Genomic DNA, 16,186 nt, shown 5'->3' on the forward strand with positions numbered 1-16,186 from the left:
AAAACGGAACAGCCCCAACGGTTGTCACCGCGTCCCGGGCCGACTTTCACCGACCGGCCCGGGAGACGGTGATCCGGTTCATCGCCGAACACAAGGACCATCAGGTGGCCGGCCCCGACGGCGGGGCCGGGCTGCGCTGGGGTGTCGAGCCCATGTGTGCCGTGCTGTCTGAGCACGGCACCGCGATCAGCCCGTCGACCTACTACGAGTGGATCGCCAAGTCCCCGACCCGGCGCGAGATCCGCGATGCCGAGTTGGTCGAGATCATCACCGCGGCAAGGGAAGACAAGAAGAAGGGCAGGTTCGTCCAGACGCTGGGGTCACGCAAGTTGTGGATCTGGCTACGCGGCCAGGGCCACGACGTCGCCCGCTGCACGGTGGAGCGGATCATGCGCGACAACGGGTGGGAGGGTGCCCGGTACGGGTCCAAACACAAGACCACCATCGCCGACGACAGCCATGTCCGGTATCCGGATCTGGTGGACCGCCGGTTCTACGCGTCGGCGCCAAATCGGTTGTGGGTAGCCGACTTTACCTATGTGGCGACGTGGATGGGGTTCGTCTACGTCGCGTTCGTCATCGACGCGTACAGCCGCCGGATCGTGGGCTGGAGGGCCGCCCGGTCGATGACCACCGATCTGGTCCTCGACGCCGTCGAGCACGCATTCTTCACCCGCACCCAGGACGGCACCAGCTTGCGCGGGCTCATTGCACACAGCGATGCGGGCAGCCAGTACACCTCGGTGGCGTTCACCCAGCGCCTCATCGACGAAGGCGTGGATCCCTCGGTCGGCTCCGTCGGCGACGCCCTGGACAACGCGTTGGCCGAGACGACCGTCGGGTCGTTCAAGAACGAGGTGATCCGCCGGCAAGGGCCGTGGCGCGACGTCAACCAGGTCGAGTTGGCCACCGCCGAATGGGTGGTGTGGTTCAACGCCGAGCGTCCGCATGAGTACCTCGACGACTTCACCCCCGAGGCCGTCGAGAAGCTCCACTACGATCACAAACGCACCCCACCAAAGGCAGGGTGATTCAACGAACACAGCCTCCGGACTCGCCGGGAGGGGTCAGTATGAACGCAGTGACAATTTTCTGTGTTCTCAACACAATGGAAGAATGACAACGATGTCGGTACCGCCCCGAGAGCGCCATCCCCGAGCCGCCGTGCTCGGCCAGCTGCCGCGTATGGAACGTGCCGACGGTTCCCCTATCCGGGTGTTGCTGGTTGACGACGAGCCGGCGCTGACCAACCTGGTCAAGATGGCTTTGCACTACGAAGGCTGGGTCGTGGAGGTCGCGCACAACGGCCGCGACGCGGTGGCCAAGTTCGGTGAGATGGAACCGGACATCGTGGTGCTGGACATCATGCTGCCCGACACCGACGGCCTGCAGCTGTTGCAGCGGGTCCGCGAGGCCGAGGGCTACACCCCGACGCTGTTTCTCACTGCGCGCGACTCGGTGATGGACCGGGTCACAGGGTTGACCGCCGGTGCTGACGACTACATGACCAAGCCGTTCAGTCTCGAAGAGCTGGTGGCCCGGCTGCGCGGCCTGCTGCGCCGGTCCAGCCACATGGCGCCCGAGTCCGACGAGGTGCTCAAGGTCGGCGACATGGTGCTCAACGGCGCGAGCCGGGAAGTGACCCGGGCCGGAGAGCCGATCACGCTGACCGTCACCGAGTTCGAGCTGCTGCGCTACCTGATGCGTAACCCGCGACGGGCCATCGCCCGCGCGGAGATTCTCGACCGGGTGTGGAACTACGGGTTCGGCGGCAAGTCGAGCATCGTCGACCTCTACATCTCGTATCTGCGCAAGAAGATCGACGCCGATCGCGACCCGATGATCCACACAGTGCGCGGCGTGGGCTACATGCTGCGTCCTGCCGACGCGGAGGACTAACCTGCCCGAGGTGACGCGTGTGACCCGGGTACCGACGCGAGTACTTGCCCAGAATCCGGCTCAAGTCCCCTGGTGGCGTCCCCGGACCCTGCGTCGACGCCTGGTGCTCGGTGTCACCTCGTTGGTCTCGGTGGTGCTGCTGACGGTCGGGGTGCTGTCGGTGTACAGCCTGCACAGCTACGTATCGGCGATGAGCGACGGAGAACTGGCCCGCTCCCTCGATGCCCTCGGCCATTCGTACGACCGGCTCGAGATCAAGCGCGGTGATCCGGCGCACCCGATCGAGGCCGGAGAAGACGGCCTGACCGCGTTCGGCGGCCAGGCGCCGGGAAACCTCATCGCGGTGCTGCACAAGGGCGTCGTCGTGCAGTCGGCGGTCTTCCCCGATGGCGAACCGAAACCTGTTGCGGCAGAAGTGGTCAAGGCCGTCGGCGGGCAGCAGTGGACGAACCTCGGGCCGCGGACGGTGAAACTGCCACGGCTCGGTTGGTACCGGCTGGCCGGGCAGGACGCCGGCGGCGGCGACGTGCTGGTCTCCGGGGTCTCCATGGAGGAGGCGAACAGTGTGGTGGCGCGCAAGACGGTGGCCGTGGCGGTCATGACGCTGCTGGCCATCGCGCTGACGGCCGTCGGCACCATCGCGGTGGTGAACTACGCACTGCGGCCGCTGAGCCGCGTCGCCTCGACGGCGGCCAAGGTCGCACGGCGCAATTTCGACAGCGATGACCACCGCATCACCGAACGCGTCCGGCCGAGGGACACCGACCCGCGCACCGAGGTCGGCATCGTGGGGGACACGCTCAACAAACTTCTGGACAACGTCGACAGCGCACTGGCCGAACTCTCCGCGTCGCACCGCCGGACCCGGCAGTTCCTCACCGACGCCAGCCACGAGTTGCGGACCCCGCTGGCCGCCATCCGCGGCTACGCCGAGCTGACCCGCCAGGACAGCGCGGCGCTGCCGGAAACCACGGAATACGCGCTGGCTCGCATCGAGTCCGAGGCGTACCGGATGACCGGTCTGGTGGAGGACCTGCTGCTGATCTCCCGACTGGAAGAGCGCCAGGACCTCGAGACCGACGACGTCGAAATGTGCGACCTGGTGATCAACGCTGTCAATGACGCCGCGGTGTCGTCCCCGGTGCACCGGTGGCGTTCGCGCCTGCCGGACGTACCGGTGTGGGTCCGCGGTGACCCGGCCCGGCTGCACCAGGTGGTCGGCAATCTGCTGGCCAATGCCAGGGTGCACACCCCGGCCGGAGTGACGGTCACAACCAGTTTGATACCGGGGCCCGGATATGTGGAATTGACGGTCGCCGACGACGGTCCGGGAATTGACGAAGAATTGTTGCCGGTCCTGTTCGACAGATTTGTGCGCGCCGACAAGTCGCGATCGCGGGCGCTCGGCAGTACCGGTCTGGGGCTGGCCATCGTGGCGACGATCGTCAACGCGCACGGCGGCAAGGTGAAAGTCGAATCAAGCACTGCTGGAACGATTTTCCGCGTTCGGCTGCCGATGCTCGGGGATGTCGGGGAGTACGTGACGGTGAGTGAGTCGCATACCCCGCACGTCTCCGAATCGAATATTTGAATTCGGCCTGAATTCGCCTGATTTGTGCCGATATCCGTATGCGTTCGGCCTGAGGATGCGTTCTCCTGTCATTTTCGCGATTACCGTTGATCTTATTGATTAGGCGCCATATCGGTGCTGAATGCGGGAGAGGAAAAATGATGAAGAATCCCTCGAAGATCCCAGTCGGAATCGGAATTGTCCTGGCATCGACGCTCGCGCTCGCGGCGCCGGCCGCGGCGCGCCCGGTGGTGCCGCCCGGCCCCGGGGAGTCCGCGGCGCAGACCATCCATCGGCTGCAGGCCGAGGGCTTCCGGGTGATCGAGTCCCGGATCGGCAGCGGATCCATCGACAAATGCACCGTCACCGCGGTGCGGCACGGCCGTGAGCTTTCGAGTCAGGGCGGCAGGCTGAACGGACAGACCACCACGGTGTACGTCGACCTCGGCTGCAAGTGATTCGCGGCTGACGCTGCGAGGTGCGGGCCTCGGGTTCTACTCTGAGCGGATGTTCAGCAGATTCCTGATCGGTGCGGTCGCGGCCGCTTGGGCGATCTCGTTGGTGCCGGGCGTTGCCGCGGCCGCTCCGCCGCCGGAGCCGGTACCCCCACCACCGGGGCCCGCCGCGCCGAACCTGAACGTGTTCAAACCCGTCACCCCGTCGACCTACGCCAGCAAGGACGGGACGTTCTACATGTTCCAGGCCCCCGGCGGTCTGACATGCATCATGCGCCGCAACGAAGGCGAGTACGGCTGTAGCGGCCCGATGCCGGGCGCCCCGGAGGGCACCAACGTCGTCGTCGGCCAGCAGGTCGGCGCGCCGGCCTTCAACACCTTGAACGGGCCGAAGTACGTCGGCGAGATGCCCGGGGCCGTGCAGACGCTGCCGGCCGGTTCGCGGATCACCTACCGCAACGTCACCTGCGGCACCGACGGCACCATGACGGCGTGCGTCAACAGCTTCGACCAGTCCGGTTTCGTGGTCAGCCCGTCCGGCAGCTTCATCGTCAACGAGTCGAATCCGTTGCTGGACAGGCCCAAAGACCGCAATCCCTACTTCAACTGATTGCCGTTCGGTTCCTCGCGTGCGCGGGACTCAGAACCCCGAGCCGTGCACCTCGTGGCCGGGACTCTCGGCGGCCAGGCCGGCGTAGGCGTCCTCCACTTTGGCGCCGTGGTTGACCACCCGGTCGACTTCACGGGCGATCGGCATGTTGAGCCCGTGCGTCTCGGCGAACTCCATGATCACGCTGGCGGCTTTGACGCCCTCGGCGACCTGGTTCATCGACTCGATGATCTCCTCGATGGTCTTGCCCTGGCCCAGTTGTTCGCCGACATGCCGGTTGCGGCTGCGCTGGCTGGTGCAGGTGACGATCAGGTCGCCCATGCCGGCCAGGCCCGCGAAGGTGTCGCGGTTGCCGCCCATCGCCACCCCGAGCCGGGACATCTCGGCCACCGCCCGGGCCATCACCAGGGCGCGGGTGTTCTCACCGATGCCCAGCGAGTACCCCATGCCGACGGCTATCGCGTAGACGTTCTTGAGCGCCCCGGCCATCTCGACACCCACGACGTCGTCGGTGGTGTAGGTGCGAAAACGCCTGGTGCGGAACAACGTCGCGAGATTGGCGGCCAGGTGCTGATCCGGCATGGCCAGCACTGCGGCGGCCGCGTACCCCTCGGCGACCTCACGGGCGATGTTGGGCCCGGCCAGGATTCCGGCCGGGTGCCCGGGCAGCACCTCGTCCACGATCTGGCTCATCCGCATGTTGGTGCCCTGCTCCAGGCCCTTCACCAACGACACCACCGGAACCCACGGCCGCAGTTCCTTGGCCAGCTCGCCCAGCACGTTCCGGAAGCCGTGTGACGGCACACCCATCACGATGACGTCGGCGCAGCCCGCTGCCTCCGAGAAGTCGGTCGTGGCCCGCAGCGATTCGGGCAGCGCTACGCCGTCACCCAGATACCGGCTGTTGCAATGCTTTTCGTTGATGTCGGCTGCGGTCTCCTCGGACCGCACCCACTGCAGCGTCGGGCCGCGGCGCGCGCAGATCGAAGCCACCGTGGTGCCCCAGGATCCGCCACCGAGGACGACGACGGTCGGTTCGCGCTGCGCTGATGCCATGCCGACAGGCTATGTCGACGGGCCGGGTCGGCGGTGCGGTTTCCGGCCAGCGACTCCTGAGCGCTACCGGTAGTTGACGAACTGCAGCGCCACGTCCAGGTCCGCGCCCTTCAGCAGAGCGATGACGGCCTGCAGGTCGTCGCGCTTCTTGCTGGACACCCGGATCTCGTCGCCCTGAATCTGCGCCTTGACGCCCTTGGGGCCCTCGTCGCGGATGATCTTGGTGATCTTCTTGGCTTGCTCGCTGCTGATGCCCTGCTGCAACGTGCCCGAGACCCGGTAGGTCTTGCCGCTGGGCTGCGGGTCGCCGGCGTCGAACGCCTTCATCGAGATGTCGCGGCGGACCAGCTTCTCCTTGAACACGTCGACCGCGGCCTTGACGCGCTCCTCGGTCGAGCTGACCAGCTCGATGACCTCATCGCCCTTCCAGGCGATGGTGGTGTCGGTACCGCGGAAGTCGAAACGGGTGGACAGCTCCTTGGCGGCCTGGTTGAGGGCATTGTCGACCTCCTGTCGGTCGACCTTGCTGACGATGTCGAACGATGAATCCGCCATTGGATTGCCTCTCCGTGTGTCCGCCCCTGCTCAGGAGCCCGTTTTCGTGTTCGGTACATCTTCGTTGTACTCTGCTACTCGCGCCAAACCCGGTACCCCCGGAGGGCGACGAACCCGGCAGGTTGCCCGAGCGGCCAATGGGAGCGGACTGTAAATCCGTCGGCGAAAGCCTACACAGGTTCGAATCCTGTACCTGCCACACTGATCAGGCCCCCTTTCGAGGGGGCCTGATGTGCTTCGCACGCCCAATCGTGACGGATGGTTAGCACGTCTGTAACTCCGTGCGGGAGTGGTTTGTGTGTACGTGCGGGCCGGGCGAAGGCCCGCCTTTCGTAGTTGAGCTCCGTGGGCAGGTGACAGCACTCCGGTCACGCTGCCGGAACGGTTCGTGCTGCCGATTGGCGAACTGATCGCGAAGCACCCCTCACGGTGACTGCGATGCCGCCAGTAGTCGAGTCGGATGGCCAGGGTGTCCAGCCGACCCCCATGGCGGACAACGAACGGTAAAGCGGTGAGCCGGGACTACCTGCAACTGCGGGGCAGGCGGAACATCGCAACCGCCTGGTTGTCGTAGGTGTGAAGTAGAGTGTGAAGTATGGCGACCACTCCGAATCCCTTCGCCGTGCAAGAGCCCGGATACATCCCTCTTGAACCTGATCCGCTGGTTCGCACCATCGCGCAAGTCAGATTCCAGCAACTGACGAAGTTCACCTCCAACGAGGACGCCGTTGCGGCCGCCATCGCAGCGGCACTCGCTGACGATTACCCGCTGATCGAGGAGGGGCGCGAGGTCTCGGTGACGCTGACGCCCGGTGGCATGACTGAGGGGAGCACCTCGACTCGGCTATGGCGGCTAGCAAGCGCGGACGGCTCGTGGCAGGTTAGCTTCGGAGGCACCTTCCTCAGTATCGACACGACCGCATACACACGCCGAAGCGATTTCGCACAGCGATTTGCTGCCGCGTGGGAGGCGCTGAATACGCAGGTGCTGGTGCCCTTCATAACCAGGCTGGGTGTGCGGTACATCAACCAGCTGACGGATCGGGAGGCGCACTTGAACAAGCTCTCCAAGCTGCTCCGACCTGAGGTGCTCGGAGTGGCGATTGTCGAGGAGCATCCTGCGGCCGAACTCATGTCGACTATCAGTGAGACGCAGTACCGGTTCGCAGATGGCGGTCGTTTCATGGCGCGGTGGGGGCTGCTCCCCGCGGGCGCGATCATCGACACCGCCAGCCAGCCGTGTGGCTACCCGACGTGGGTGCTCGACACCGACTCCTACCAAGAGTTCACCGCGGGAGCTAAGAAGCCAGATGACCTCATCGAGGACGTCAAGGCACTTTCTCTCCACGGGTACAGGTTCTTCCGTTGGGCAGTGACTGACGAGTTCCTCGCAGCATTCGGAGGACAGCTATGACAACGACGTCTGCGCGAGGGACTGACCTGCTTCCTGCGGAGTATGGCTTCGGCGAGGTGGGAACCGACAACTCCACTGGCCTCCGAGAGCGCAGCCATCGAGGGACGATCGCCACCAGCGCCGCCACCCTTCTCCTACCCATCGCGCTGGCGATGTCCGGAATCGCTGGTACTTCGAGCGGCGGCGCTGATGGGTTTCTGCCACAGCGCGCGGTCGGAGGAACCTACCGCGGAGAGTTCGCACCGACTCCCGCCATTGCGGTACGCACGGTTCGGCCGCAGGCTGTTACCCGCGCTGTCGTAACCGACGTCTCCCGAACCGATCGTGAAGAAATCTCCTGGGTAAAGGCGAACTCCGGGCTCACATGGGATCAACTCGGCAAGGTGTTCGGTGTGTCGCGGCGTGCTGTGCATATGTGGTCCAACGGAGGGCGGCTGAACGAATCGAACGCTCGCCGGTTGCGTGAGTTCAGTGCCATCGTCAAAGAGATTCAGGCAACCATCTCGGGCGTAACACCAGATGACGTGCGCGCGAAACTCCTCGACGTCGGAACTGATGGGATGAGTGTCGTGGACCGTCTCCGGCGGGAGCGGTCGTCGGGCGCGACCTGGGGTATGCCGGTGGGCCCGGAGCACCTGATCGACGCTATACGCGAGTCGGCGGGTGAAGTCGGTCAGTAACGGTGTGGGTACTTGACGGACTGCGGGCATTGCTGCAAAGAGGCAGCCAGCGGCGCGAGTCGGCAGAAGAGATTGGCGATGAATGCCGCGACTGGAGACAAGGTGATGTCTTCCAGGGTGCGCCCACCTATAAGTTCGGATCGGGTTGGGCGCCCCTCACCGCGGCGAGCGTGTTCGGAGCGGCAGTGGTGAGCCAGTCCTGCGACGCCGCGCAGTCTGACCGTCCACACATTCAGATTGCGCCGGTTGTAGAACTCCACGGCAACATTGCCGGTGAGGCGATGGCGGGCCGACGGCCGCAATATGCGCCGTTACCGCAGCTTGGGGATGGGTACTTCGCCGACCTCGATGTGGTTACCACGGTCGCGAAAACTGTCCTACTGGATTACCAGCGCACCGCTGGCGTCGCCACCGATGATGACGTACGCAAGTTCGCCTTCGCTGTGTCTCGCAAATTCAGCCGATTCGCGTACCCCGACGAAGTTGTCGAGTCGCTGCGCCCTGTGAGAGAAGTGCTCCAAAGCAAGGCGCGCAAACCGAACTCCCCGCTGGGTAGGGTGCTCGCGAAGATCCATTCGCTGCGGGTGCAATGCGAGGACTGGTCGACTGACGCACTCGAACTGACGTTGATCGTGATCGTGGAACCGGACGTCGTTCCATCTGATCTTGACGAAATTAGCGACCCGCCGACCGATCTGCTCGAGCCTGATCCTGCGAAGCCCTTGGCTGAGCAAGCAAACGCTTACGCGGTCTATCTCACGAAGAACAGCCTTACCCCGACGCAGACGTACTATGCGTGGCAGTACCTCTGTGCGATCTGGGCGCTACGCTGCGAGCAGTCGGCCACAGACCTGGGGTACAGCGGTATCATCGCGTCCATTACAGCTGAACTGACGTCAACCGATGATTTCCCGCTTGCTCGTGTTCTCCGGTCCGAAAGTCTTGATCTCGACTACCTGTCAGACTCACGAAAGCCACTGGAGTGAGTAACTGGACAGGCAACCCTCGTTCAACGCCGACGGTTCCCACTTCAAGCAGCCAGTGGGATTTTGGGCTTGGACCATCCTCGGCCGAATCAGGGGCGGTCGTTAGGATTTGACGCATGGTCGAGTCCACTTCTGATCATGATGTCGTGCTCGATGTCGAGGGGTCCGGTGTACAACCGCCGGTAGACCCGAAGATTCGTAAGCAGTTCGCGCTGTTGGAGCGCTTCGCGCCCGCCATCGGCTCCCGCTGGGCCACCGAGCTGTGGTGCACCCCGCCGATCATCGAGCAGAGCCTGCGTATGCCGCCCGGCGTCCAGCCGGGCACTCCGCTGGAAGCGCATTGGGACGGCCACCGCATTGCCGGCGAGTACTGGGGCGACGGGCCGCCGGTGTACCTGGTCCACGGCTGGGGCGGGCGCCGCCCGCACCTGGGCATGTTCATCAAGCCGCTCGTCGCGGCCGGCTACCGGGTCATCGCGTTCGATCTGCCGAGCCACAACGAGTCCGACCCGGGCGCACTCGCGCCGGGACGCACGACCGCCATCGAATGCGCCGACGCGGTCGCGGCCGTCATCCGCGAGCACGGGCCCGCCCATGCGGTCGTCGCGCACTCGCTCGGGGCCAACGCAACCACCATGGCCGCCGCGGTGAACGGCGCCAAGGTCGGCCGGTTGGTGCTGCTCGCGCCGATGGGCGACTACCCGATGTACCTGGACCTGTTCGCCGCCCGTCACAACTTCGGCCCGCGCATCCGGGCCGGCCTGCAGCGGCGACTGGTGCGCCGCATCGGCATGTCGCTCGAAGCCACCAACATGGTCAACCTCGCCGCCCGCGCAGGCCACCCGCCGCTGCTGCTCATCCACGACCCCGACGACCCCGACAGCCCCTACTCGTCGAGCGAGAAACTCGCCGCCTCGTGGCCCGGCGCCCAGCTGCTGACCACCAAGGGACTCGGCAAGCTGGCGCACTACCGGATGCTGCGCCACCGGCCGGCGATCACCGCAGGCATCGACTTCATCGGTAGTCCCTCCTAGCCCCAGCCGTCCCGGCGATATATTTCCGCCGGCGTCGATTCCCGGCTAACTCGCCGGACTGGCTCTGGTGTTGCGTGGTGCCGGGCTGCGTGAACTCAGCGCTCCGTAAAAGTCCTGGTTACGATGTCTGCAATCGCGGTATCCTCGCCTGGAGGTGTGCTATGAGTGCGATGAATACCGAGCCGTGTTCAGCTTCGGCAAACGCACAGGCCCAGATTCGAGAATTCTCCGACGCTGACTATCTGGCCGGTACCCGAAGGCTGCTGCGGGCAGTGCAGGAGCTGTCCCTGGCGCGCAGCCTCGACGATATCCAGCACATCGTCCGCGCGGCGGCGCGCGGGATCACCGGATGTGACGGCGCCACATTCGTGCTTCGCGAAAACGACGAGTGCTACTACGCCGACGAAGACGCGATCGCCCCGTTGTGGAAAGGCTGCCGCTTCCCGCTCGAGACGTGCATCAGCGGCTGGGTGATGCTCAACCGGGCACCGGCCGTGATCCCGGACATCTATCAGGATGACCGCATCCCGCACGATGCCTACCGGCCGACGTTCGTCAAGAGCCTCGTCATGGTCCCGATCCGCACGCTCGACCCGCTCGGGGCGATCGGCAGCTACTGGGCGCGCGAGCGGCAGCCGACGCCGAAAGAAGTGGAACTGCTTCAGGCACTGGCAGATTCGACCTCGGTGGCCATGGAGAACATCTCGGTGACCAGGGAGAACCTGCGGGTGCGCACAGAGCTGGAAGAACGGGTGCGCTCGCGAACGGCCGAACTGGAATCGGCGATGGAGGAGAACCGCCGGCTTGCGACCACCGATGAGCTGACCGGGCTGTCCAATCGTCGCGGCTTCTATCTGCTGGCGGAACAGGCGCTGCGCGAGGTGCGGCGCCGCGGGGGCAGCTGCATGCTGGCGTACCTCGACATCGACGGCCTCAAACCGGTGAACGACGCGCACGGCCACGATGTCGGCAATGCCCTGATCGTGGATGTCGCCGATGTCCTGCGCGGATGTCTGAAGCCGTCCGATATCCGGGGCCGCGTCGGTGGCGACGAATTCTGCGCGCTGCTCATCGAAGACCGAGAGGGTGCGTCGCAGTTCGAAGCCCGGCTCGCGCAAGCATTCTCGGCCTTCAATGCCGTCGGGGGCCGCCCTTACGAGCTTTCCGTGAGCATCGGCGTGGTGCAGGTGCTGGTCACCGATACCGTCGGAGTCGACGATCTGCTCAATCACGCCGATGGCCTGATGTATGCCCACAAGAAGGCCCGGCTGGCTCAGATCGCCGACAGGACCGTGCGGGACTAACGTCAGCCTGGTGAACGCCGCCATCGCTGCGATCGGTCACGCACTGGCCCTGGCCGGTTCGATGACGTGGGAGATTCTCTGGGCGCTGATCCTGGGGTTCGCGCTGTCGGCGGTGGTGCAGGCCGTTGTCCGGAAATCGACCATCGTGCGGCTCCTCGGCGACGACAAACCGAAAACCCTCGCGGTGGCCGCGGGGCTCGGCGCCGCGTCGTCGTCATGTTCGTACGCGGCAGTGGCGTTGGCGCGCTCACTGTTTCGCAAAGGCGCCAACTTCACGGCCGCGATGGCGTTCGAGATCGGCTCCACCAACCTCGTCGTCGAACTCGGCATCATCCTGGCGCTGCTGATGGGCTGGCAGTTCACGGCTGCGGAATTCGTCGGCGGCCCGATCATGATCGTGATCCTCGCCGCGCTGTTCCGGCTGTTCGTCCGCAGCCGCCTCATCGATGAGGCGCGCGTGCAGGCGGACCGCGGCATCGCCGGTTCGATGGAAGGGCATGCCGCCATGGACATGTCGGTCCAGGGTGGGGGCTCGTTCGCCGAGCGCTTGTTCTCCGGCCCGGGCTTCACCTCCGTCTCGCATGTGTTCGTCATGGAGTGGGCGGCGATCCTGCGGGACCTGATCCTCGGCCTGCTCATCGCCGGAGCCATCGCGGCGTGGGTGCCAAATGTGTTCTGGGAGAACTTCTTCCTGGCCGACGACCCGACGTGGTCGGCCATCTGGGGCCCGATCATCGGTCCGGTCGTGTCGATCATCTCGTTCGTGTGCTCCATCGGGAACGTGCCCCTGGCGGCGGTGCTGTGGAACGGTGGGATCAGCTTCGGCGGCGTGATCGCGTTCATCTACGCCGACCTGCTGATCCTGCCGATCCTCAACATCTACCGGAAGTATTACGGCACCCGGATGATGCTCACCCTGCTGGCGACGTTCTACGTGGCGATGGTCGGCGCGGGCTACCTCGTCGAATTGCTTTTCGGCGCAACAGGTCTCATCCCCACCCAGCGCAGTGCCATGGTGATGGAGAGCGCCATCTCGTGGAACTACACCACCTGGCTCAACATCGTCTTCCTGCTGCTGGCCGCGGCGCTGGTGATCCGCTTCGTGCGCACCGGAGGTATCCCGATGCTGCGCATGATGGGCGGCTCACCTGACGCCGGGCAAGAAGGTCACCACGACCATCACATGCACTAGACGATCTTGAACACCCGCACCTGCGTGGTGTACCCGGAGAACAGGGGCTTGGATATCGCGGTGGTCAGTGTCCGGCTGCCGTCGGCTGTCAGTAGGGGATTGCTGCCCACCCCGGTGAGGGCGCCGCCCACCTGCGCGCCGTTCGCGGTGTTGATGACCACGAACTGACTGCCGGTGCTGACCACCGCGCGGGTGCCGCCGCCGCTGAGCACCAGGTAGCCGTTGTCGGGCTTGAGGGTGAGGGTGCTGCCGACCTGGAAGCCGGTCCCGGTATCGATCACCGCCACCTGTGACGTGGGGACGCCGGTGGTGTTGAAGTTGCTGCTGATGGTCATCACCACGGCACGCCCGGTGTCGGCGCTGTACAGCTGCCCGTTGAGGAAGCCGGTGAGCGTCACAGTGTTGCCGATCTGGGCGCCGGTCGTCGTGTCGAGCACCGTCAACCGCTCGGTGTTGACGCTCGTGGCCCCGTTGTAGACGGACGTGGCGATCAGCGCCCGGCTGCCGTCGACGCTGATCAGGCGGGAGCCGAATTCCTCGCCCGCGAGGTCGAGGGTGGTGCCGGTCTGGGCTCCGGTGAGGGTGTTGATCACGGCGACGTGCGTCCCGGCGGTGTCGCCGCTGATGGTCACCACGCGGCTGCCGTCGGGGGTCATGAGCATGGACCGCCACGTGCCGGGCAGTGTCACGTCACCGACCTGGTTGCCGGTGGCGAGGTCGACGGTCGCGAGCTTGGTGGTCGTCACCTGGGTGACGGGGTCGGTCGACGCCGCGGTGATCACCATGCGGGTCCGGTCGGCGCTGAGCTCGCGGGCCCCGTCGCCGCCGACGACGACACCCGTGCCGACCGGCGCGCCGGTGAGGGCGTCGAGCACTGCCAGCCGGGTGGTGAACGTGTTGACCGGATCCTCGGTGCGGGCCATGAAGGCGACACGGTTGCCGGCTGCGTTGAACACCGGTGCGCCATAAGGAATGCCGGTGCCGTCGAGGGTCTGCGTGGTGCCCACCTGCGCGCCCGTCGCGACGTTGAGCACCGTCGCCTGCGTGGTGTAGCCCGACGCGAAATCCCCGATCTGATTGGTGATCGCCGCGCGGCTGCCGTCGGCGTTCAGAACCGGTGGAGCCAGCTCGTTGCCGGCGATCTCGACGGTCGTGCCGAGCTGTGTGCCGGTGGTGGTGTCCAGCACGGCCACCCGCGTCGTGTCGGGGGCCTCCCAGATCGGGCGGCTGGTGGTGATCAGCGCGCGGGTGCGGTCGGCGTTCAGGACGGGTGCTTCCAGGCTGTTGCCGGTGACGGAGACAGTGGTGCCGGTCTGGGCGCCGGTGAGCGTGTTGATCACCGCGACCTGGGTGGTTCCCGAGCCGTACGTGGTGGTCAGAGCGCGGCTGCCGTCGGCGGACAGCAGCTGCACGCCGACCGCGCCCGGCAACGTGAGCGTGGCACCGGTCTGCTTGCCGGTCGCGAGGTCGATCACCGCCAGCTGCGTGGCCGTGGGGCCCGCCGCGGTGATCACGGCCCGGGTGCCGTCGGCGCTGAACGACGGTACGACAGGCTTGCCGGCGATGGAGACCGTGCTGCCGACCTGCTTGCCCGTCGCGGTGTCGATGACCGCGACGCGCGTCGTGCTGGTTGTCGAGGTCGGGGCGGGCCCGGTGACGACCAACGCGCGGGTGCCGTCATTGCTCAACAGGGTCGAGCCGACGCCGGAGACGCCGACGGTTCCGATCTTCGTGACCGACGTCGCGATCTGGGATGGCGGCACCAGCACCCGCACGGTGCGGTCGGTCGCATCGACGACGTAGACGGCCCCATTGGGGGCGACGGTGACGGCATGGGCGCCGGTGGCGTCGGTGTCGAACCGGACGGTGCTGACGAGCGCCGAGGTGGTGGTGTTGATCACCGAGACGGTGTCATTGGCGTTGGCAACGTAGGCGACGCTGCCGTCGGCGCTGACCGCTACCGAGCTGGGGGCGGGGCCAACCCCAATTGTATTGGGAGACAAGGTGTTCGTGACGGTGTCGATGGTCGACAGCGTGCTGCTGCCCTGGTTCGCCACATACAGCGTGTTGCCGGCGCCGACCGCGAGCGCGGTGGGTTGGGCGCCGACCCCGACACTGGTGACGGCGAGCGTGGCGGTGTCGATCACCGAGACCGTGTTGCTGCCCTGGTTCGCGACGTACACCTTGCCGGTGCCGACGGCGAGAGCCATCGGTTGGCTGCCGACGGCGATGGTGTCGATGACGCCATAGGTGGTGGTGTCGACGACCGACACCGTGCCGCTGCCCTTGTTGGCCACATACAGGCGGCCGTCGCCGCCGACCGTCAGCGCGCTCGGGGTGGTGCCGACCGTGATGTCCTTCGACGACGTGCTCGGGTTGGCGTCGATCCGCTTGTAACCGGCGGTGTTGATCACCGACACCGTGCCGCTGCCACTGTTGGCGACATACAGCCGGGTGCCGTCGGGGCTGAGCGCCAGCGCGCTGGGTGCGGCGCCCACGGAGATGTCCTGCGACAACCAACTGGAGTTGGCATCGATCCGTTTTCCCGTGGTGGTGTTGATGACCGACACCGTGTTGCTGCCCGTGTTGGCGACGTAGAGCCGTCCGTCGGTACCGACCACTTCGCTCGTGGGGTTGGTGCCCACCCCGATGGACGTCGAGTAGTTCAGCCAGGGCGACGGGACGACAGCCGTCGCCGGGGTCGGGGCAGCGGCGGTGGCCACGAGCTGACTGGTCGAGGCGAGCGCGGCGGCTTTGGTCTCGGCCTCGAGCCGGGGGCGGGTGCCCCATGCCGCCAGCACGGCGGTCAGCGGTGCGAAGTTCGGCGCGGCGGGACCGCCGGTCGCCGCGGAATTCACCTTGGCCGCCGAGACCAGGTTGACGGCGCCGGTCGTGGCCGTCGGGGCGGGCGTCACGGCTGCGGTCGCGACGGCCGTGGCGGCGACTGCCTTGGGTGTCGGCGACGGCTTGGCTTCCGGATCGACCTTCGCGGCCGTGGGCGCCGGTTTCGACACGGAACCCGTCACCGTCCTGGTAGCTGCTGTCGGCTTCACGCTCCGTTGCGTGTCGCTACTGGGCTTGGCCGCCGCACGCTTGGACTTCGGGGTCTTCGGACCCGGCTTCTTTGTTGCCGCGGGTGCGTCGGCGTGCGCCGGTGCCGTGGCCCCGGGGTTCGTGGCCCCGGCATTCGCGGCGTCGTCGGCCCAGGCCACACCCGGGCCGCTCGCGATCGCGAAACCGACCCCCAGCGCAACTGCCAGCCCACCGATCCGTCCGACGTACGTGGCGTTGTTCATGGTCGGTCCTCTCGCCGTGACGGTCAGCGGCCCGATAGAGGGACAGCTGTCCCCCTACTGGGAATATGCCGCACGCGAGACCCCATGTCTGCAGTACCGCACTACTGCATTCCCTCTGCGCCGCGGAGGGCCGCC

At 66.2% G+C, this 16,186-nt stretch carries 14 protein-coding genes and 1 tRNA gene; 12 read left to right on the forward strand and 3 right to left on the reverse strand.

The annotated features are described in order from the left end of the window. The 5 genes from EB75_RS05880 to EB75_RS05900 form a co-directional block, all read left to right on the forward strand. Nucleotides 1–1,031, forward strand: a 1,031-nt coding sequence (locus EB75_RS05880; protein ID WP_083612005.1) for an IS3 family transposase, incomplete at its 5' end; no start/stop codon positions are given. Between the two features lie 85 nt (nt 1,032–1,116). After that, on the forward strand, nt 1,117–1,899 hold the full coding sequence (locus tag EB75_RS05885) for a response regulator transcription factor (RefSeq protein WP_073694540.1): 783 nt from the start codon (nt 1,117–1,119) through the stop codon (nt 1,897–1,899). A 19-nt stretch (nt 1,900–1,918) separates the two neighbouring features. Continuing rightward, nucleotides 1,919–3,490, forward strand: coding sequence for a sensor histidine kinase (locus tag EB75_RS05890; RefSeq protein WP_286150091.1), 1,572 nt, complete (start codon nt 1,919–1,921; stop codon nt 3,488–3,490). Between the two features lie 140 nt (nt 3,491–3,630). Next, a complete protein-coding gene (locus EB75_RS05895) occupies nt 3,631–3,927 on the forward strand; it encodes a hypothetical protein (RefSeq protein WP_073694577.1) in 297 nt (98 codons plus the stop codon). 49 nt (nt 3,928–3,976) lie between these two features. After that, a complete protein-coding gene (locus EB75_RS05900; RefSeq protein ID WP_073694542.1) occupies nt 3,977–4,534 on the forward strand; it encodes a hypothetical protein in 558 nt (185 codons plus the stop codon). A gap of 30 nt (nt 4,535–4,564) precedes the next feature. On the opposite strand, the gene EB75_RS05905 is transcribed toward EB75_RS05900, so the two are convergent. Next, nucleotides 4,565–5,590, reverse strand: a complete 1,026-nt coding sequence (locus EB75_RS05905; RefSeq protein WP_073694543.1) for an NAD(P)H-dependent glycerol-3-phosphate dehydrogenase — start codon at nt 5,588–5,590, stop codon at nt 4,565–4,567. Between the two features lie 63 nt (nt 5,591–5,653). Then, a complete protein-coding gene (locus tag EB75_RS05910; protein ID WP_020101292.1) occupies nt 5,654–6,145 on the reverse strand; it encodes a YajQ family cyclic di-GMP-binding protein in 492 nt (163 codons plus the stop codon). A gap of 116 nt (nt 6,146–6,261) precedes the next feature. Between EB75_RS05910 and EB75_RS05915 the strand changes: the two genes are divergently transcribed. The 7 genes from EB75_RS05915 to EB75_RS05945 all read left to right on the forward strand — a co-directional run bounded on the left by EB75_RS05915 (nt 6,262) and on the right by EB75_RS05945 (nt 12,755). Next, nucleotides 6,262–6,344 (forward strand) — tRNA-Tyr (locus EB75_RS05915). Nucleotides 6,345–6,740: 396 nt separating this feature from the next. Then, on the forward strand, nt 6,741–7,559 hold the full coding sequence (locus EB75_RS05920; RefSeq protein WP_073694544.1) for a TIGR04255 family protein: 819 nt from the start codon (nt 6,741–6,743) through the stop codon (nt 7,557–7,559). Then, nucleotides 7,556–8,239 (forward strand): hypothetical protein, encoded by a 684-nt coding sequence (locus EB75_RS05925; RefSeq protein WP_073694545.1) that lies wholly within the window; start codon nt 7,556–7,558, stop codon nt 8,237–8,239. The genes EB75_RS05920 and EB75_RS05925 overlap by 4 nt, the downstream gene beginning before the upstream one ends. 2 nt (nt 8,240–8,241) lie before the next feature. Next, nucleotides 8,242–9,225, forward strand: a complete 984-nt coding sequence (locus tag EB75_RS05930) for a hypothetical protein (protein ID WP_073694546.1) — start codon at nt 8,242–8,244, stop codon at nt 9,223–9,225. 116 nt (nt 9,226–9,341) lie between these two features. Then, a complete protein-coding gene (locus tag EB75_RS05935; RefSeq protein WP_073694547.1) occupies nt 9,342–10,259 on the forward strand; it encodes an alpha/beta fold hydrolase in 918 nt (305 codons plus the stop codon). Nucleotides 10,260–10,429: 170 nt separating this feature from the next. Further along, a complete protein-coding gene (locus tag EB75_RS05940; RefSeq protein ID WP_073694578.1) occupies nt 10,430–11,563 on the forward strand; it encodes a sensor domain-containing diguanylate cyclase in 1,134 nt (377 codons plus the stop codon). A gap of 10 nt (nt 11,564–11,573) precedes the next feature. Next, complete coding sequence (locus tag EB75_RS05945) at nt 11,574–12,755, forward strand: permease (protein ID WP_073694548.1); 1,182 nt, start codon at nt 11,574–11,576, stop codon at nt 12,753–12,755. On the opposite strand, the gene EB75_RS05950 is transcribed toward EB75_RS05945, so the two are convergent. Next, on the reverse strand, nt 12,752–16,051 hold the full coding sequence (locus EB75_RS05950; protein ID WP_073694549.1) for a beta-propeller fold lactonase family protein: 3,300 nt from the start codon (nt 16,049–16,051) through the stop codon (nt 12,752–12,754). The two genes, EB75_RS05945 and EB75_RS05950, sit on opposite strands and share 4 nt — an antisense overlap. Nucleotides 16,052–16,186: the final 135 nt, after the last annotated feature.

The organism is Mycobacterium sp. ST-F2, assembly GCF_001905655.1.
Classification (GTDB): domain Bacteria; phylum Actinomycetota; class Actinomycetes; order Mycobacteriales; family Mycobacteriaceae; genus Mycobacterium.